Annotated in this window: 13 protein-coding genes and 4 tRNA genes; 10 read left to right on the top strand and 7 right to left on the bottom strand. The window is 60.8% G+C overall.

Going from position 1 to position 17,780, the window contains the following annotated elements; all coding sequences use genetic code 11:
* Positions 1-13 precede the first annotated feature (13 nt).
* Positions 14-1,453, bottom strand: a complete 1,440-nt coding sequence (hydA, locus tag PSH81_RS17100; protein WP_305391144.1) for a dihydropyrimidinase — start codon at positions 1,451-1,453, stop codon at positions 14-16.
* 590 nt (positions 1,454-2,043) lie between these two features.
* On the opposite strand from hydA, the gene PSH81_RS17095 reads away from it, so the two are divergent.
* Together PSH81_RS17095 and PSH81_RS17090 are read left to right on the top strand one after the other, a co-directional pair.
* Positions 2,044-3,525: an NCS1 family nucleobase:cation symporter-1 gene (locus PSH81_RS17095; protein ID WP_192296661.1), complete on the top strand. Its 1,482-nt coding sequence runs from the start codon at positions 2,044-2,046 to the stop codon at positions 3,523-3,525.
* Positions 3,526-3,585: 60 nt separating this feature from the next.
* A complete protein-coding gene (locus PSH81_RS17090; RefSeq protein ID WP_192296660.1) occupies positions 3,586-4,869 on the top strand; it encodes a Zn-dependent hydrolase in 1,284 nt (427 codons plus the stop codon).
* 129 nt (positions 4,870-4,998) lie between these two features.
* On the opposite strand, the gene PSH81_RS17085 is transcribed toward PSH81_RS17090, so the two are convergent.
* Genes PSH81_RS17085 through PSH81_RS17075 form a run of 3 tightly spaced genes read right to left on the bottom strand, consistent with a single transcriptional unit; the run spans position 4,999 to position 10,781 of the window.
* Entirely contained in the window at positions 4,999-6,417 is a 1,419-nt protein-coding gene (locus tag PSH81_RS17085) for an efflux transporter outer membrane subunit (RefSeq protein ID WP_305391143.1), read from the bottom strand.
* Positions 6,401-7,570: an efflux RND transporter periplasmic adaptor subunit gene (locus PSH81_RS17080; RefSeq protein ID WP_226456451.1), complete on the bottom strand. Its 1,170-nt coding sequence runs from the start codon at positions 7,568-7,570 to the stop codon at positions 6,401-6,403. Before PSH81_RS17080 ends, PSH81_RS17085 begins: the two co-directional genes overlap by 17 nt.
* Entirely contained in the window at positions 7,560-10,781 is a 3,222-nt protein-coding gene (locus PSH81_RS17075) for an efflux RND transporter permease subunit (RefSeq protein ID WP_305391142.1), read from the bottom strand. The genes PSH81_RS17080 and PSH81_RS17075 overlap by 11 nt, the downstream gene beginning before the upstream one ends.
* Before the next feature lie 196 nt (positions 10,782-10,977).
* Between PSH81_RS17075 and PSH81_RS17070 the strand changes: the two genes are divergently transcribed.
* Positions 10,978-11,388, top strand: coding sequence for a hypothetical protein (locus PSH81_RS17070; RefSeq protein WP_226456449.1), 411 nt, complete (start codon positions 10,978-10,980; stop codon positions 11,386-11,388).
* Here PSH81_RS17070 and PSH81_RS17065 read toward each other — a convergent pair.
* Complete coding sequence (locus tag PSH81_RS17065) at positions 11,385-11,534, bottom strand: hypothetical protein (protein ID WP_192296655.1); 150 nt, start codon at positions 11,532-11,534, stop codon at positions 11,385-11,387. The genes PSH81_RS17070 and PSH81_RS17065 overlap by 4 nt on opposite strands.
* A 211-nt stretch (positions 11,535-11,745) precedes the next feature.
* Here PSH81_RS17065 and PSH81_RS17060 point away from each other — a divergent pair, with 211 nt between their 5' ends.
* A complete protein-coding gene (locus PSH81_RS17060) occupies positions 11,746-12,408 on the top strand; it encodes a cysteine peptidase family C39 domain-containing protein (RefSeq protein ID WP_226456448.1) in 663 nt (220 codons plus the stop codon).
* A gap of 154 nt (positions 12,409-12,562) precedes the next feature.
* On the opposite strand, the gene pbpG is transcribed toward PSH81_RS17060, so the two are convergent.
* Together pbpG and folD are read right to left on the bottom strand one after the other, a co-directional pair.
* Positions 12,563-13,486, bottom strand: a complete 924-nt coding sequence (gene pbpG, locus PSH81_RS17055; RefSeq protein ID WP_226456447.1) for a D-alanyl-D-alanine endopeptidase — start codon at positions 13,484-13,486, stop codon at positions 12,563-12,565.
* A gap of 208 nt (positions 13,487-13,694) precedes the next feature.
* Complete coding sequence (gene folD / locus PSH81_RS17050; protein ID WP_192296652.1) at positions 13,695-14,549, bottom strand: bifunctional methylenetetrahydrofolate dehydrogenase/methenyltetrahydrofolate cyclohydrolase FolD; 855 nt, start codon at positions 14,547-14,549, stop codon at positions 13,695-13,697.
* 279 nt (positions 14,550-14,828) lie between these two features.
* Here folD and PSH81_RS17045 point away from each other — a divergent pair.
* The 6 genes from PSH81_RS17045 (at position 14,829) to clpP (ending at position 17,746) form a co-directional block, all read left to right on the top strand.
* Positions 14,829-14,905: transfer RNA gene (locus PSH81_RS17045), tRNA-Arg, on the top strand.
* Positions 14,906-14,937: 32 nt separating this feature from the next.
* A tRNA-His gene (locus PSH81_RS17040) sits at positions 14,938-15,013 on the top strand.
* Positions 15,014-15,069: 56 nt separating this feature from the next.
* Positions 15,070-15,154: transfer RNA gene (locus tag PSH81_RS17035), tRNA-Leu, on the top strand.
* Positions 15,155-15,233: 79 nt separating this feature from the next.
* Positions 15,234-15,309, top strand: a tRNA-His gene (locus PSH81_RS17030).
* Between the two features lie 399 nt (positions 15,310-15,708).
* Positions 15,709-17,019, top strand: a complete 1,311-nt coding sequence (gene tig, locus PSH81_RS17025; protein ID WP_226456446.1) for a trigger factor — start codon at positions 15,709-15,711, stop codon at positions 17,017-17,019.
* Positions 17,020-17,110: 91 nt separating this feature from the next.
* The gene (clpP, locus tag PSH81_RS17020) at positions 17,111-17,746 is read left to right on the top strand and encodes an ATP-dependent Clp endopeptidase proteolytic subunit ClpP (protein WP_071487154.1); all 636 of its coding nucleotides are present in this window, start codon (positions 17,111-17,113) and stop codon (positions 17,744-17,746) included.
* Positions 17,747-17,780 lie beyond the last annotated feature (34 nt).

The raw sequence follows: 17,780 nt of genomic DNA, 5'->3' as shown, positions 1-17,780 counted from the left end.
CGCGAAGGCGGTGTCAGCGTTTCACAGCCATGGGCCTGGAATGCGCAGCCCGCTTGCTCAACTGCTCAAACACCGCCGGATACGCCGGCCGCTCCACATACCGCCCGGCACCGCGCTCGGCGCGCAGGTCGCCATCGGCCCAGACCAGCTTGCCCTGGCTGATGGTATGGCTCGGCACGCCGCGCACGGTCTTGCCTTCGAAGATGTTGAAGTCGACTTGTTGATGGTGGGTCTTGGCGGAAATCGTCCGCGTACCCTCGGGGTCCCACAGCACCAGGTCGGCATCCGCGCCCACCCGGATCGCGCCTTTGCGCGGGTAGAGGTTGAAGATCTTCGCGGTGTTGGTGGAGGTCAGCGCAACGAAGTCCTGCATCGACAGGCGCCCACTGTTGACGCCTTCGTCCCACAGCACCGCCATGCGGTCTTCGATACCGGCAGTGCCGTTGGGGATCTTGCTGAAGTCGTCACGCCCGGCGGCTTTTTGCTCGGCGCAGAAGCAGCAGTGGTCGGTGGCGGTGGTGTGCAGGTTGCCCGATTGCAGCCCCTGCCAGAGCGCCTCCTGATGCCCACGTGGGCGGAACGGCGGGCTCATTACGTAGCCCGCGGCGGTTTGCCAGTCGGGGTGGCGGTAGACGCTGTCGTCCAGCAGTAGGTGGCCGGCGAGGACTTCGCCATACACCGGCTGGCCTTTGCCACGGGCGTAGGTGATTTCATCCAGCGCTTCTTTGGTGGAGACATGCACCAGATACAGCGGTGTGCCGATGGTTTCGGCGATGCGGATCGCGCGGCTGGCCGCTTCGCCTTCGACCTGGGAGGGGCGCGACAGTGGATGCGCTTCCGGCCCGGTAATGCCCTGGGCCATCAGCTTGCGTTGCAGGTGATACACCAGCTCGCCGTTTTCGGCGTGCACGGTGGGCACCGCGCCCAGTTCCAGGCAGCGCTCGAAGCTGGCTACCAGGGTATCGTCCGCCGCCATGATCGCGTTCTTGTAGGCCATGAAGTGCTTGAAGCTGTTGATGCCGTGGTGGTTGACCAGTTCGGCCATCTCTTCGCGGACCTGCTCGCTCCACCAGGTGATCGCCACGTGGAAGCCGTAGTCGGCGGCGGATTTTTCCGCCCAGCCGCGCCATTGGTGAAAGGCTTCGAGCAAGGACTGCTGCGGGTTGGGAATTACAAAGTCGATGATCGAGGTGGTGCCCCCCGCCAGGCCTGCCGCCGTGCCACTGAAAAAATCTTCGCTGGCCACGGTGCCCATGAAGGGCAGTTGCATATGGGTGTGGGGGTCGATGCCGCCGGGCATCAGGTATTGGCCGCTGCCGTCGAGTATTTCAGTGCCGGCGGGTATATCCAGGTTTGTACCAATAGCCCGGATTAGACCGCCTGCGCATAAAACATCGGCGCGGTAACTTTCATCATGGGTAATAACGGTGGCGCCACGGATCAACAGCGACATGTCGAGTTCCTCACAGGCTTGACCGGCTTGTGCCAGTTCTAAGTGTTGTAATGCTGCTGGCCGATGAGTGGTTTATTCCTGTCATCGGTGACAGGAATAGAAACTAGCCCGAGTTTTTCGATTGAGCAAGCAGAATTTACATAAGCTTATATCGTGTTTAAGTGCATGATTTTTAAAGACAAAAAACAATAATCACCAAAATGAGGCGTGTGTTCACCGTTTTGACGCACTTGACAGGTTCATAAATTGAGCAACATTTCTTATTGCAAATCAGACGCTTGAGATATGCCGCTTGACGGCGCTAGGAAATAAAAATAATTGTGTTGCACCAGATTGAGTCCTGACAGTTCGGGCAACTTCCAGATTATTTAGCCTGAGTAACCTGGCAAGTACCCTGGGTTCAATGGGAAAGCTGATAAACATCAGTTGGTTATATAAGCGGTGCGGGTAGCGGGGCAGTGGTCGGCACGGTTATTGAGTGCAGTGGCGGCTGGCCGGGCCCGTGATGTCATGTTGTTTACGAGGTACTCCGGCCATCCGGCGCAACACGCTGGGTGAGCAACAATAATTCGAAAAACCGTGGAGCGGCCATGCAACAGAACAGATCGCAAGTCATTGAACGCAACGGCCTGTACGAACTCGACGCCGGCCCCGACGTCCTCGACAGCCCGCGCTATAACCACGACATGGCACCGACCAAGGTGCATGAACGAACCTGGAACAAATGGCACATCACCGCGCTGTGGGTCGGCATGTCGATCTGCGTGCCCACCTATACGCTGGGTGGCGTGCTGACGGCGTATTTCGGCTTGTCGGTGGGCGAGGCGCTGATGGCGATTTTGCTGGCCAACATCGTGGTGCTGATCCCGCTGACCCTCAATGCCTTTCCTGGCACCAAGTACGGGATTCCATTCCCGGTGTTGCTGCGTTCGTCGTTCGGCATTCTTGGCTCCAACGTGCCGTGCCTGATCCGCGCGCTGGTGGCGTGCGGCTGGTTTGGTATCCAGACGATGTTTGGCGGGCTCGCGATCCACCTGTTCCTGGGCTCGGTTTTCGAGGGCTGGAAGTCCCTCGGGGGTACCGGCGAAGTGATCGGCTTCATGATTTTCTGGACGTTGAACCTCTGGGTGGTGCTGCGCGGCGCCGAGTCGATCAAGCGCCTGGAGACCCTCTCGGCACCGCTGTTGGTGGCGGTCGGGATTGGTTTGCTGGTGTGGGCGATGCCCAATGTGTCCATCAGCGAGTTGATGGCGATCCCGCCGAAACGCCCGGAAGGCGCGAGCCTCACCGGTTACTTCATGGCCGGCCTGACCGCAATGGTGGGCTTCTGGGCCACCTTGTCGCTGAATATTCCCGACTTCAGCCGCTACGCGAAAAGCCAGAAAGACCAGATCCTCGGGCAAATCTTCGGCCTGCCGCTGACCATGTTCCTGTTCGCCGCCCTCGGCGTGATCATGACCGCGGCGTCGGTGAAACTGGTCGGCGTGAGTGTGTCCGACCCGGTGACGTTGATCGGGCATATCCAGAGCCCGGTGTGGGTGGCGATTGCAATGTTGCTGATCATCATCGCGACCCTGTCCACCAATACGGCGGCGAACATTGTCTCGCCGACCAATGACTTCCAGAACATCGCGCCCAAGCTGATCAACCGCACCACGGCGGTGATTCTCACCGGGTTGGTGGGGCTGGTGTTGATGGGGCATGAACTGCTGAAAAAGCTCGGGCTGATCGTTTCCGATGTGAGCCTGGAGACCGTCTACTCCAACTGGTTGCTCGGCTATTCGAGCCTGCTGGGACCGATCGCCGGGATCATGGTGGTGGACTACTTCATCACCCGCAAACAACAACTCGACCTTGCCGGTTTGTACCGCGATGACGTGTACCCGGCGTGGAACTGGAGCGGGTTTATCGCGTTTGGCGTGCCTGTGGTGCTGACGTTGCTGTCGTTGGGCAGCGATGCGTTCAGCTGGTTCTACAGCTACGGCTGGTTTACCGGCTCGGCGTTGGGTGGGTTGTTGTATTACGGCTTGAATGCCAAGCGCGGGGCCAGTCCGGTTGCCGTCAAGACTTGACCTCTTTTCACTGTTGCAAAGGGTTCAATCCATAAGAAATGTAGCCTGAGGAGATCCCCAATGAACGCTGCCCTCGACGTTCTGCAATCGCCCCATCAGCACATCAACCGTGACCGCCTGTGGCAGTCGCTGATGGACCTGGCCAGGCTCGGCGCCACGCCCAAGGGCGGCGTGTGTCGCCTGGCCCTTACCGACCTCGACCGTCAGGCCCGCGACCTGTTCGTGCAATGGTGCGAAGACGCCGGTTGCACGGTGACGGTCGACGGCATCGGCAACATCTTCGCCCGTCGTCCTGGTCGCAACCCCAACCTGCCCCCGGTGATGACCGGCAGCCACATCGATACCCAGCCCACGGGTGGCAAGTTCGACGGATGCTTCGGCGTGCTCGCCGGTGTGGAAGTCCTGCGCACCCTCAATGACCTCAAGGTGGAAACCGAAGCGCCGTTGGAAGTGGTGGTCTGGACCAATGAAGAAGGCTCGCGCTTTCCTCCGTGCATGATGGGCTCGGGAGTGTTTGCGCAGAAGTTTACCTTGGCCGATACCCTGGCCAAGCAGGATGCCGATGGCGTCTCGGTCGGCGATGCGTTGAATGCCATTGGTTACGCGGGTACACGACCGGAGAGCGGGCACAAGGTTGGCGCCTATTTCGAGGCACATATCGAGCAGGGGCCGATTCTTGAGGACGAGAAAAAGACCATCGGCGTGGTGCTCGGCGCGTTGGGGCAGAAGTGGTTCGACCTGAAGTTGCGCGGCGTTGAAGCCCATGCAGGGCCGACGCCGATGCACCTGCGCAAGGATGCCCTGGTCGGTGCGGCGGCCGTGGTGGCCGCGGTGAATGCCGCGGCGTTGGGGCATCAGCCTCATGCGTGTGGGACAGTGGGTTGCCTGCAGGCTTACCCCGGTTCACGCAACGTGATTCCTGGCGAAGTACGCATGACCCTGGACTTCCGTCATCTGGAACCGGCGCGGTTGGATTCGATGATCGCCCAGGTACGCCAGGTGATCGACGACACCTGTGCCAAGCATGGCCTGACGTTCGAGATGGTGCCGACGGCGGACTTCCCGCCGCTGTATTTCGATAAGGGCTGCGTGGACGCGGTGCGGGATGCGGCGAACGGGTTGGGCCTGTCGAACATGGATATTGTCAGCGGGGCAGGGCACGACGCGATCTTCGTCGCCGAGCTGGGCCCGGCGGGGATGATTTTTGTGCCGTGTGAAGGGGGTATCAGCCATAACGAAATCGAGAATGCTGCCCCGGATGATCTGGCGGCGGGCTGTGCGGTGTTGCTGCGCGCAATGGTTGCCGCTTCTGCTGCTATCGCCAACGGCAAACTCGCCGCCTGATTGTAGTGAGCGGGCAAGCCCCGCGCTGGGGGGCGAAGCCGCCCCAAACGGTCCGCCGCGGTGTATCAGAAAGACCGAGGCGTCTGGATTTGGGGCGGCTTCGCCCCCCAGCGCGGGCAAGCCCGCTCACTACAAGGTGTTGTGCCAGCCGCCGCCGAGGGCGGTGAGCAGGCCGACACTTGCTTGCAACTGCCGCGTTTGCACCGCCTGTAATGTCCGCTGTGCCTGCAACGCGGCGGTTTGGGCGGTCACCACATCCAGGTAACTCACGGCGCCCGCCTGGTAGCTGTTCATCGCCAGCGCTTGGGTATGCTGCGCCGCATCTGCCGCCGCTTGTTCATCCTGGGCTTGCTGCTGCAAATCCCGCAGTTGCGCCAGGTTGTCTTCGACTTCGCGCACGGCTCTCAACACGTGGCTGCGGTACTGCGCCGAGGCTTCTTCGAATTCGGCCTTGGCTTGGCGTTCATTGGCGCTCAAACGACCGCCGTCGAAGATCGGCAAGTTGACCAGCGGCCCCAGCGCCCAATAGCGATTGCCTGCCGAAAGCAGGTTGCCGACGCCTTGGGTCTGCCCGCCGATCAAGCCGGTCAAGCTGAAATCCGGGTACCACGCCGCCTTGGCCACGCCGATATTGGCATTGGCGGCGAACACTCGTCGTTCTGCTGCGGCAATGTCCGGGCGACGTTGCAGCAGGTGGCTGGGCAACTGCGTTGGGATCTGCGGCAGCGCGATCAACTGTGGGCTCGGCGGTAGCGTGAAATCGCTGGCCGCCACACCGACCAATTCGCCTATCGCATGCTCAGTGAGGTTGCGCTGGCCGTGGATGTCATCCAATTGCGCCTTGGCTTCGGCCAGTTGGTTTTGTGCGCGGGTCAGGTCCAGTTCCGAGGCGATCTGGCCTTCATAGCGGCTGCGGGTCAGTTGCAATGCCTGGCTGAAGTCCTCCAGCGAGCTGTTGAGAATGCGTGCCTGTGCATCCAGCCCGTTGAGCTGCACATACAAGCTCGCCAACTGATGCTGCAGGCTCAAGCGGGCCACTGCCAGGTCGTCGCCAGAGGCCTGTGCCTGGGCATCGCCGGCGGCGACCTGGTTGCGGACTCTGCCCCACAGGTCCAGGTCGTAGCTCAACGAAAACCCGGCGGTATTGCTGTTGTACACCGATGGCTGGGTGCTGCCCCGCAGCGGTCGCGAGTCGGATTGCCGTTGGCGCAGTGGCTGCGCACTGGCGCTGATTTGCGGGAACAGCCCGGCATGCAATTGGCTGGCGTATGCCTGGGACGCATCGAAGTGGGCCAGTGCCGCCGCGAGGTCCGGGTTGGCCTTGAGCAGTTGCTGTTGCAGGTCGTTCAGGCGCGCATCGTTGTAGAGCTTCCACCATGCCGGCGCCAAAGTGTCGGCCGGTTGCGCGCTGTGCCATGGGCCATCGCGGGTCTGTTCGCGATAGCCCGCCGGCAGGTTGACCGAGGGCACTTGATAGGTCGGTGCCATGGAGCAGCCCTGCAAGGCCAGCAGCATCAAGGCGGCGAGGGGGTTAAGCCTTGGGCGCATGGGCACCTCCGCTGGCGTCCGCCAGTTGCACCGGATCGCCTTCGCGCAGGGCATCGGGCGGATTGTCGACCACTCGGTCGGCGGGTTTGAGGCCCTGGTCGATCACCAGGCGTTCGCCGAGGTCGAGGCCGATGTGGATGGTTTGCAGGTGCACGTGGTTGTGCGCATCCAGCACCGCGACCTGAGTGCCTTGGGCGCGGAAGATCAGCGCACTGGCCGGGATGCTCACGCCGTGGGTGTCGGCCGGAATCGGCAGCGTCGCCTCGGCGTAGTCACCGGGCAGCAGTTCGCCGTTGGGGTTGTCGGCGACGAACTGTGCGAGCAGGGTGCCGGAGCGGCGGTCGATGGCGGTGGAGTCGCCGATCAGCCGCGCCTTGAAGTGTTGGCCAGGATGCTCGGGCACCGTCAGTTCGGCTTCAAGGCCCGGGTGGATCACCGCGGCATAGTTCTGCGGCACCGGCACATACAGGCGCAGTTGGTGAGTGTCGGCGATGTTGAACAACTCCGGATCGCTGTCGGTATCGGCCTTGATCAACTGGCCGATGTCGGTGTTGCGTGCGGTGATGGTGCCGGCGAACGGTGCGCGGATGGTCTTGTAGCTGGCCAGGGCCGACAGGCGCGCGCAGTCGGCGGCGGCGGCGTCGGCGTTGGCCTTCGCGGCGGCGGCGTTGGAGGTTTTTTCATCGGCCTCCTGGCGTGACACCGAGTGGCTGGCCAGCAGGTTTTGCCAGCGGGTCGCGGTGGTTTGCGCCAGGCGTGCGTTGGCTTGTTCCTGCACCAGTCGTGCATGGGCTTGGGCCAGTTGCTGGTCGAGGTCAGGGCTGTCGATTTCGGCGAGAACCTGCCCGGCCTTGACCTGGGTGCCGATGTCGGCTTTCCAGTCCTTCAAATAGCCGCTGACCCGCGCGTGGATCGGTGCCTTGCTCCACGCTTCCAGGTGCGCCGGCAACCGCAGGGTATCGCCGGCGGCGTTCTGTTGCGGCTGGAACACCAGCACCTGGGGAATGGCAGCGGTTTCCGTCCAGGCGGTCACTGCTTGTTCATGCAACGTGCGGGCGTGCAGGCCGTTGGCGACCAGCAGGGCGGCCAGGGTCAGGCCGCCGACACCCATGAGCATCAGACGCTTGCGCGAGGGTTTGTGATCAGGCGACATGTGGGGTTTCTCCAGCAACTGCGCGAGTAGGGTGACGACCGTGGACCAGGCTGAAGACCACGGGGACAAACAACAGGGTGGCGATGGTTGCGAAGATCAACCCACCGATCACCGCCCGGCCAAGGGGGGCGTTTTGTTCTTCGGAAAGGGCCAGTGGCAACATGCCGATGATCATCGCCAGGGCGGTCATGCACACCGGGCGAAAACGCGTGTAACCGGCCTCCATCGCGGCTTTGAGCGCATCGCCATGTTCGGCCAGGCGTTCGCGGCAGAAGCTCACCACCAGGATCGAGTTGGCGGTGGCCACGCCCATGCACAGGATCGCGCCGGTGAGCGCCGGCACCGACAACGAGGTGCCGCTGAGGAACAGCATCCATACGATCCCCGCGAGTGCGGCCGGCAATGCCGTGATGATCACGAACGGGTCGGCCCACGACTGGAAGTTGACCACGATCAGCAGGTAGATCAGCACCACCGCACCGAGCAGGCCCAGGCTTAAACCGCTGAAGGCTTCATGCAATGCGTCGATCTGCCCATGCAGGCTGATGGTCGCGCCTTTGGGGCGCATCGACGCGGTGTCATCCAGCACTTTTTGCACGTCGCGCGCTACGCCGCCGAGGTCGCGGCCTTGTACGTTGGCGTAGAGGTCCAGGGTCGGCTCGATGTTGTAGTGGGTCACCACCGCCGGGCTTTGCACGCGGGAGATGTCCGCCACGCCGCCGAGGATCTGCGATTGGCCGTCGGCGCCGGTGACCGGCAAGGCTTCCAGGGATGGCAGGCTGTCGAGGCGGTATTGCGGGGTCGCTGCGACGATCGAGTACGACACACCGTTGGCTGGGTTGAGCCAGAAGGTCGGCGCGGTCTGCGAGCTGCCGGCGAGGGAGGCGACCATGCTGTTGGTCACGTCACGCTCGGTGATGCCCAGGCCATTGGCGCGCAGGCGGTCGACATTGACTTGCAACGACGGGTAGCCGGTGGACTGCTGGATACGCAGGTCGGCGATGCCGGGTACGTGTTGAAGACGGCGTTCAAGTTCCACCGCATAGGCACGGTTTTCTGCATCGTTGCGCCCGGAGATTTTCACGTCCAGCGGGGCCGGGGCGCCGAAGTTGAGGATCTGGCTGCTGATGTCGGCCGGCAGGAACGCGAAGTGGCTGCCAGGGAAACTTTGCGGCAGGGCTTCGCGCAGTTTTTTCACGTAGTCGGCGGTGGGCGCGTGGTGTGGTTTCAGGCTGACCTGGATGTCGCCATCCTGTGGACCGATGGTGCCGCTGCTGCTGTAGGCCATGTCGATGCCGCTGAGCGGGATACCGATGTTGTCGACGATGGTGTCGAGTTCATCGCTTGGGATCACTTCGCGAATCCGCGCTTCGATGCGGTCGAAGGCGGCGGCGCTTTCTTCGATGCGCGTGCCCAGCGGCAGGCGCACGTGCAGGGCGAGGGCGCCGGCGTCGGTGACCGGGAAGAAGTCCTGGCCCAGGCTGGGCAGCAGCAGGAACGAGGCGAGCACGCAGGCCAGGAAGCCGACGATAAAGCGCTTGCGATTGCCCAGCGCCAACAGCAGCAGGCTGTGATAGGTGTCGCGGATATTCGAGAAATGGCGCTCAAAACCCTGCTGGAAATTCAGCACCGCTTGCAGCGCGGCATGGCGCGGTTTGGCGTGTTGCTCACCCTCGTGGTGGTTGATGAACTCGTCTTCCGGGTGATGACCCGCGCCCGGTTCCGGCGTGTGCGGCTTGAGCAAAAACATCGCGAGTGTCGGCACCAGGGTGCGCGAGAGGATGAACGAGCTGGCCATGGCAAAGATCACCGCCAGGGCCATCGGCCGGAACAGGTAACCGGCGATGCCTTGCAGCATAAACATCGGCACGAACACGATGCAGATGCACAGCAGCGAGACGAACGCGGGGCCGACGATCTGCGCGGCGCCGTCGAGGATCGCGGTCTTCACCGCCTTGCCTTGTTCCAGGTGCCAGTTGATGTTTTCGATGGTCACGGTGGCGTCGTCCACCAGAATCCCCACCGCCAATGCCAGCCCGCCGAGGGTCATCACGTTGAGGGTTTGCCCGCTGACGGCCAGTAGCGCGATGGCTGACAACACGGCCAGGGGAATCGACGCGGCGATAATCAGGGTCGAGCGCCAGCTGCCGAGGAATAGCAGGATCATCGCGCTGGTCAGCAGGGCGGCGATGATGCCTTCCTGGGCCACGCTGCCCACCGATTGCTTGACGAACACCGAGGCGTCGCCCAGCAGCGAGGTTTTCAGCGAGGGTGGCAGGGTTTCGTCGATGCGCGGCAGCATCTGGCGGATGCCGTCGATGATCGACAGGGTCGAGATGCTGCCGTTTTTCAGGGCCGGCATCAGCACGGCGCGGTGGCCGTCGACACGTACGATGTTGGTTTGCGGCGGCGAGCCGTCACGCACGTGGGCGACTTGGCCGATAGTGATCAGCGCGCCGTCGACGGTCTTGATCGGCAAGTCGTTGAGTTCATCGATCGCCTTGGGGCTGTTATTGAGCAGGATCGTGTATTCGTTGGGGCCGAGTTTGGCGGTGCCCACCGGGATGATCTGGTTTTGCAGGGCCAGGGCGGTGCCCACGTCCTGGGCCGACAGGCCTTTGGCGGCCAGTGCCTGCGGGTCGAGGTCGAGGGTGATCTGGCGTTGCTTGCCGCCCATGGGCGTGGGCATGGCCAGGCCGGGCAGGGCGCTGAGGGGCAGGCGGATATTGTTCTGCACCAGGTCGCGGATCTTCGCTTCCGACAGGCTCGGGCTGGAGAATGCCAGTTGCAGGATCGGCACGGTGGAGGCGCTGTAGTTGAGGATCAACGGCGGCGTGATGCCGGGTGGCATCTGCTTGAGCACGGTTTGTGACACGGCGGTCACTTGGGCGTTGGCGGTGCGGATGTCCACGCCGGGTTGGAAGAAGATCTTGACGATGCCCATGCCGGGCAGTGATTGCGATTCGATGTGTTCGATGTCGTTGACAGTGGTGCTCAGGGAGCGTTCGTAGGTGTAGATCACCCGACCGGCCATGGCATCCGGCGACAAGCCGTTGTACTGCCAGACCACGGCGACCACGGGGATGCCGATGTCGGGGAACACATCCGTGGGGGTGCGCAGGGCCGCCATCGGCCCGATGATGCAGATGAATATGGCCAACACGATAAACGTGTACGGCTTTTGCAGTGCGGTCTTTACCAGCCCGAGCATGCGTGAACCTCCGAAAGGAGCAGGATTGCAAACCCCGGCAGTCTTGCCCGACCCACCTAACACGCGCCTTTCAGCCAGGTGAAGGAACATTTAGGAAGGGGCTGAAGATCGTTTCATGCGTATTCATTTGTTCAACACAGGTCGGCTCCGCAAGCTTGTAACCCATCGGACACATCGTCTTTTTTGGAGCCCTGCCATGTCACTTAAACCTCTGTTGTTGATTCCAACCCTCGGTGCCGTGCTGTTGTTGTCGGCGTGCGCCGGCCCGATCCCCAAGGCGGACCCGAGCGAAGCATGGATAGGATTGAAGGAAGAAGCGCCGAATGACCTGATGGCCGAACGCGTGGATGGCAAGCGCGTGGACGATGGGCGCTTTTTTGAAGTGACACCGGGCGACCATCGCCTGGACGTGACGTTGTACGAGGAAGAACCGGGCGACGACAATCAGCAGGACTGCCAGGGGCGGGTCGAGTACAAGAATTTCAAGGCCGGTGAGCACTACACCCTGGTGGAGTCGAGCCTGGGCACTACCGTGCGCGCGTCGCTGAAGGATGGCCACGGCAAGGAAGTTGCCGCGACCCAGGATTTCAGCTGCATGCCTGGTTAGGCGTGGTGCACCGCGGCCTTGTGGGGCTTGGCGGGTTTGGCGTGGGGGTGGTGTCGACGGGCAATACGCAGCACCCCCCACAACATGGCGGCGGCAACGGCCAGCCAACCACAGATCAACAGGATTATCGTCGTTGCAAGGCTCATCAGGGCCTCCTTTCGCCCCGCTCGGGGCACACACAGTCTTCTCAATGGACAGTCTAGCTACCTGGCGGTTGCCTGCTATTGACCAATGGTCGTGTCCGTCCAACTTGTTTGCTCTATGCCGCACGCTTTACTGACGCCTGAGGCTATACCCGCGTGGCAGAGCGTCCTATGATCAGGGCCCTTACCGGCAGTTGATCAAGAGAGTAAAAAATTGCGGTTACGGTCGAACGTAAAAACATCCTTGTTGCTGGCCTTTGCCCTGGGGCTCGCGGCCTGTTCCGGGCACCCGTCGAAACTGCCGGGCCTGCCGGAGCGGGTCGAGCTCAATGGCGTGCCGACTTTCCGCAGCGAGGCTTATCAGAGTGGCCCTGCTGCTCTGGCCAGCATGCTGTCGCAACAAGGCATTGTGATGACACCGGGTCTGCTGGATAAGCCGCTGCGCTTGCCGGGCGGCGAGGCGGACCTGGAGCGCAACATGCAGGTGCTGGCGCGTGAGTACGGGTTGATGGTGTATCCGCTGGATACCCAGCTGACGGCGTTGCTGGCACAGGTTGCAGCCGGTTACCCGGTGATGGCGCGGATTGGCGGCAGCCTGTGGTCTGACGCACGGTACGTGGTCGTGGTGGGGTTCAATCAGCAGAAAAGCACGGTGCTGCTGCGCGCCGGGATGGACCGGCGCCTGTTGATGAGCTTCAGCGAGTTTGAATCGAAGTGGAAGAGCGCCGGGAGTTGGGCGATCCTCACCCAGCGGCCAAGCCAGTTGCCTGCCAAGGTGGACGCGCAGCGCTGGCGTGAGGCGGCGAACGCCACGGCCCAGGCCGGGCAGGAGCGGGCGGCGGCGCAGGCGCTCAAGGTGTTGGCAGAAACACAGTAAAGCAGGACGTCGCAAACCTCATTTGGGAACAGGCTTGTGTGGGATGTGGGAGCGGGCTTGCTCGCGAATGCGGTGGGTCGGCTGAGGTATCTGTCGCTGATACACCGCATTCGCGAGCAAGCCCGCTCCCACACAGGCCCGCTCCCACATTCTTTTAGCGGCGTACTTCTGCCGCGTTCGGGCGGTTTTTCAGATTCTTGTCGGCCTTGTAGCGCAACGCTACATCCGGCACCGAGCCGCTCTTGCCGGTCTCGACCCAGTTGCGAATGCGGCTGGCATCGGCAAAGTGCGTGAATTTGCCGAAGGCATCCAGAATCACCAGCGATACCGGACGATTCCCCATGCTGGTCACCAGCACCAGGCAGTGGCCGGCCTGGTTGGTGAAGCCGGTCTTGGTCAGCTTGATGTCCCAATTGGCGCGGTTGATCAGGTGGTCTGTGTTGGAGAAACCCAGGGTGTAGTTGGGTTTGCGGAACGACACCGTCTTTTCCTTGGTGGTGCTCAGTTGGCTGAGCATCGGGTAGTGGCGCGCGGCGGCCAGCAATTTGCTCAGGTCGCGGGCAGTCGATACGTTGTGGATCGACAGGCCGGTGGGCTCGACGTAGTGGGTGCTGGTCATGCCCAGCGCCTTGGCCTTGGCATTCATTGCGGCGATAAACGCCGGGTAGCCGCCCGGGTAGTGGTGGGCCAGGCTGGCGGCGGCGCGGTTTTCCGAGGACATCAGCGCGATCAACAGCATTTCTTTGCGCGGCATTTCGCTGCCGATCTTCACGCGGGAGAACACGCCTTTCATTTCTGGCGTGTCCTTGATGTTGATGTCGATGTATTCGTCCATGTTCTGCTTGGCTTCGAGCACAATCAGGCCGGTCATCAGCTTGCTCACCGAGGCAATCGGCACCACCACGTCGGGGTTGCTGGAGTAGATGACTTTGTTGGTCTGCAGATCCACGAGCATGGCACTGCCGGAAGCGATCTGCAGTTTGGAGGTGTCGCGCGGGGCCTGGATGGTCTCGGCGGCGTGCGCGAAGGTGCCTGTAAATACAAAAAATAGGCTGGCGATGGAGAGACGAATTTTCACGCGGATGAACTCGCTAAGAAGTAAGGAAATACCGTTGGAAAACGGGTGCTTTGAAAAATTACGTTACATTCTAGAAGTATGGATCAGAAACTGTCGAATGTTCTTCGAGAACCAGACGAAAGTGCTTAAAAACTAAGAAAAAAAGGTTTTTATGCCGGGCAATAAAAAGCCCTGCGATAAGGCAGGGCTTTTTCAGTGCTGCTGGTTATTAGCTGTGCAGGGTTTCTGCCGCATACAGCGTGTTTTCCAGCAGGCAGGCGCGGGTCATCGGGCCGACGCCGCCTGGCACTGGAGTGATCCAGCCGGCGCGGGGCAGGGCGGTGTCGTAGACCACGTCGCCGACCAGCTTGCCGTCTTCCTGGCGGTTGATGCCCACGTCGATGACGATGGCGCCTTGCTTGATCCACTCACCCTTGACCAGGCCTGGCTTGCCGGCGGCAACCACCACCAGGTCGGCGCGGCCGACGTGGCCGGCAAGGTCCTTGGTGAAGCGGTGGGTGACGGTCACGGTGCAGCCGGCCAGCAGCAGTTCCATGGCCATTGGGCGACCTACGATATTGGAGGCGCCCACGACTACGGCGTCCAGACCGTACAGGTCGACACCGGTGCTTTCCAGCAGGGTCATGATGCCTTTGGGGGTGCAAGGGCGCAGCAGCGGGATGCGCTGGGCCAGGCGGCCGACGTTATAGGGGTGGAAGCCGTCGACGTCCTTGTCCGGGCGGATACGCTCCAGCAGCTTGGACGCGTCCAGGTGCTCGGGCAGCGGCAATTGCAGCAGGATGCCGTCCATTGCCGGGTCGTCATTAAGGCTGTCGATCAGGTCGGTCAGGGCCTGTTGGGTGGTGTCGGAAGGCAAGTCGTAGGCCTTGGAAATAAAGCCGACCTCTTCACAGTCTTTACGCTTGTGCGAGACATAAACCTGAGAGGCAGGATCGCTGCCGACCAGGATCACCGCGAGGCCAGGCGTGCGCAGGCCTTGCTGGCTACGCTCGGTGACGCGTTTGGCGATCTGCTGGCGCAGGCTGGCGGCGATTGATTTGCCGTCGATAAGTTGTGCAGTCATTACGCGTGATTAACCATCGAGAGGGGGAAGAAATGTGTGCGCATTCTCGCATGCCACAGCGTGAGGGCAAAGGCGCTTGGTCTGCAAATTGCCCTAACCCCTTAAATAAAATGAATTTTTTTCAAAAAAGATTTGACGGCTTTCCGGGGCGTCTATACTATTCGTCGCACTTGTCGGGCACAGCCTAGCACTGGTTAAGAAGGTCGAGCAGAATAGAGTGTTGTTCTGCAAGGCTGGAAGCACTTAGTTTGTAATCCTCCAAGAGTACAGATTAATAAGGCGCCCGTAGCTCAGCTGGATAGAGCATCCGCCTTCTAAGCGGATGGTCGCAGGTTCGAGTCCTGCCGGGTGCGCCATTAGGCAGCTTTGGCACAAGTAGTGTTAGATGGTGGGCGTAGCTCAGTTGGTAGAGCACGGGATTGTGACTCCCGTTGTCGAGGGTTCGATCCCCTTCGTCCACCCCATATTTTGAAAAGGCGCCAGATTAATCGTCTGGCGCCTTTGCTTTAAGAGCTCCAGCGCGGATGTGGTGGAATTGGTAGACACACTGGATTTAGGTTCCAGCGCCGCGAGGCGTAAGAGTTCGAGTCTCTTCATCCGCACCAATTTCAAGGCGTCGCCCTGCCGCAAGGTGAGGTGAGGTTCAACAAAGAAGATGTTTGAGTTCTTTGTTAATGCAATATGGTGGGCGTAGCTCAGTTGGTAGAGCACGGGATTGTGACTCCCGTTGTCGAGGGTTCGATCCCCTTCGTCCACCCCATATTCGAAAGGCGCCAGATTTAACAGTCTGGCGCCTTTTTTGGTTTTGGCAGTTCTGGTTTTCGCGGCCGCAGGTGCTGGGCCGCAACGGCAGGGCGTTTCATCGTATTTATGTGTCTCGATGATACCGCGCTGTCTGCTTGCCCTGTTTGCGGGGTGGGCCGTCAGGGAGGTGGATGACGACCTCTTCTATATATAGAAGGGGCGACGCAGAGCCCTGGCGTGATGGGGTGTATTTGTCACCGGGGCGGGGTGCATCAGTGCCTTCGTACCGATAAATTGCCGGCTGTTTTCGGGCGTATTTGCAGTAGGGTGACTTCTTGAGTTTGACCCTCTAGAATGCATGCCCTTGATTGGGGTCGGAAATGGCCGGCTAACGTCTGTGCAACGAGGAATATCCATGCAAGTTTCTGTTGAAAATACTACTGCTATCGAGCGCCGCCTGAGCATTACCGTGCCGGCAGAGCGTATTGAGACTGCGGTCAACAAGCGTCTGCAGCAGACTGCCCAGAAGGCCAAGATCGCTGGTTTCCGTCCAGGCAAAGTGCCAATGAGCGAAATCAAGCGTCGTTTTGGTGCTGATGCGCGCCAGGACGCTGTGGGTGACGTGATCCAGGCTTCCTTCTACGAAGCCGTAGAAGCGCAGAACCTGAAGCCTGCTGGCTCGCCGTCGATCGAGCCTAAGTCCCTGGAAGCTGGCAAGGACCTGGAATACGTTGCCGTATTCGAAGTGTTCCCGGAATTCGAAGTTGCCGGCTTCGAAGGTATCGCCGTAGAGCGCCTGAGCGCTGACGTGGCCGATGCCGACCTGGACAACATGCTGGAAATCCTGCGCAAGCAGAACACCCGTTTTGAAGTGACCGATCGCGCCGCTCAGAACGAAGACCAACTGAACATCGATTTCGTTGGCAAGGTTGACGGCGAAGTATTCGCTGGCGGCTCCGCCAAGGGTACTCAGCTGGTGCTGGGTTCCAACCGCATGATCCCTGGTTTCGAAGACGGTCTGGTTGGCGCTAAAGCCGGCGAAGAGCGTGTTCTGAACCTGACTTTCCCTGCTGACTACCAGAACCTGGACCTGGCTGGTAAAGCCGCCGAGTTCACCGTGACCGTCAACAGCGTTTCCGAGCCTAAGCTGCCAGAGCTGAACGAAGAGTTCTTCGCTCAATTCGGCATCAAGGAAGCGACCCTGGAAGGTTTCCGCACCGAAGTTCGCAAGAACATGGAGCGCGAGCTGCGCCAGGCTATCAAGTCCAAGGTGAAGAACCAGGTCATGGACGGTCTGCTGGCCGCCAACCCGATCGAAGTGCCTAAGGCCCTGCTGTCCAACGAAGTGGATCGCCTGCGCGTTCAAGCGGTTCAGCAGTTCGGTGGCAACATCAAGCCTGATCAACTGCCGGCCGAGCTGTTCGAAGAGCAAGCCAAGCGTCGCGTTGTGCTGGGTCTGGTCGTGGCCAAAGTGGTTGAGCAGTTCGAGCTCAAGCCTGACGAAGATCGCGTTCGCGAAATGATCCAGGAAATGGCTTCGGCCTACCAGGAGCCTGAGCAGGTCGTGGCTTGGTACTACAAGAACGACCAGCAGCTGAACGAAGTACGTTCGGTTGTGCTGGAAGAACAAGTTGTGGATACTGTTCTGCAGAAGGCTAAGGTGACCGATAAAGCGGTCTCTTACGAAGAAGCAGTCAAACCGGCGGAAGCAGCACAAGCCGACTGATTGTCCAACTCGTTGGAAATACAACCATAAGCCAGCCTCGCGCTGGCTTATGCGTTTTCAAGACATGACTATTTGGGAGTAACTGCAGAGCATGTTCCGTAATTCCTATATTCAGCAGAACTCTGATATCCAGGCCGCTGGCGGCCTGGTCCCGATGGTTGTAGAGCAGTCCGCTCGTGGCGAACGCGCCTACGACATCTACTCGCGCCTGCTCAAGGAGCGAGTGATCTTTCTGGTTGGCCCCGTAGAGGACTACATGGCCAACCTGATCTGTGCGCAGCTGCTGTTCCTTGAAGCCGAAAACCCGGACAAGGACATCCATCTCTACATCAACTCCCCAGGCGGTTCGGTGACGGCGGGTATGTCGATCTACGACACCATGCAGTTCATCAAGCCGAACGTGTCGACCACCTGCATTGGCCAGGCCTGCAGCATGGGCGCATTCCTGCTGACCGCGGGTGCCGAGGGCAAGCGCTTCTGCCTGCCGAACTCGCGCGTGATGATTCACCAACCACTGGGCGGTTTCCAAGGCCAGGCGTCGGACATCGAGATCCATGCCAAGGAAATCCTGTTTATCCGTGAGCGTCTCAACACGCTGATGGCCAAGCACAGCGGACGTACCCTGGAAGAAATCGAGCGCGACACCAACCGTGACAACTTCATGAGTGCCGAAGCCGCGCAAGCCTATGGCCTGATCGACAAAGTGATTGACCGTCGCCCAGCTTAATTAAGCCGCTCAAAATAGGGCTGGTCGGCATGCC

Source organism: Pseudomonas sp. FP2335 (assembly GCF_030687535.1).
Classification (GTDB): domain Bacteria; phylum Pseudomonadota; class Gammaproteobacteria; order Pseudomonadales; family Pseudomonadaceae; genus Aquipseudomonas.
Note: the sequence above shows the minus strand (reverse complement) of the source record. Positions and strands in the feature narration are given on the sequence as shown.

Coding starts and splice junctions, on each gene's coding strand:
- tig (WP_226456446.1), top strand. CDS start 15,709: ATGCAAGTTTCTGTTGAAAATACTACTGCTATCGAGCGCCGCCTGAGC.
- PSH81_RS17085 (WP_305391143.1), bottom strand. CDS start 6,417: ATGCGCCCAAGGCTTAACCCCCTCGCCGCCTTGATGCTGCTGGCCTTG.
- hydA (WP_305391144.1), bottom strand. CDS start 1,453: ATGTCGCTGTTGATCCGTGGCGCCACCGTTATTACCCATGATGAAAGT.
- PSH81_RS17065 (WP_192296655.1), bottom strand. CDS start 11,534: ATGAGCCTTGCAACGACGATAATCCTGTTGATCTGTGGTTGGCTGGCC.
- PSH81_RS17095 (WP_192296661.1), top strand. CDS start 2,044: ATGCAACAGAACAGATCGCAAGTCATTGAACGCAACGGCCTGTACGAA.
- PSH81_RS17070 (WP_226456449.1), top strand. CDS start 10,978: ATGTCACTTAAACCTCTGTTGTTGATTCCAACCCTCGGTGCCGTGCTG.
- folD (WP_192296652.1), bottom strand. CDS start 14,549: ATGACTGCACAACTTATCGACGGCAAATCAATCGCCGCCAGCCTGCGC.
- PSH81_RS17090 (WP_192296660.1), top strand. CDS start 3,586: ATGAACGCTGCCCTCGACGTTCTGCAATCGCCCCATCAGCACATCAAC.
- clpP (WP_071487154.1), top strand. CDS start 17,111: ATGTTCCGTAATTCCTATATTCAGCAGAACTCTGATATCCAGGCCGCT.
- PSH81_RS17075 (WP_305391142.1), bottom strand. CDS start 10,781: ATGCTCGGGCTGGTAAAGACCGCACTGCAAAAGCCGTACACGTTTATC.
- PSH81_RS17080 (WP_226456451.1), bottom strand. CDS start 7,570: ATGTCGCCTGATCACAAACCCTCGCGCAAGCGTCTGATGCTCATGGGT.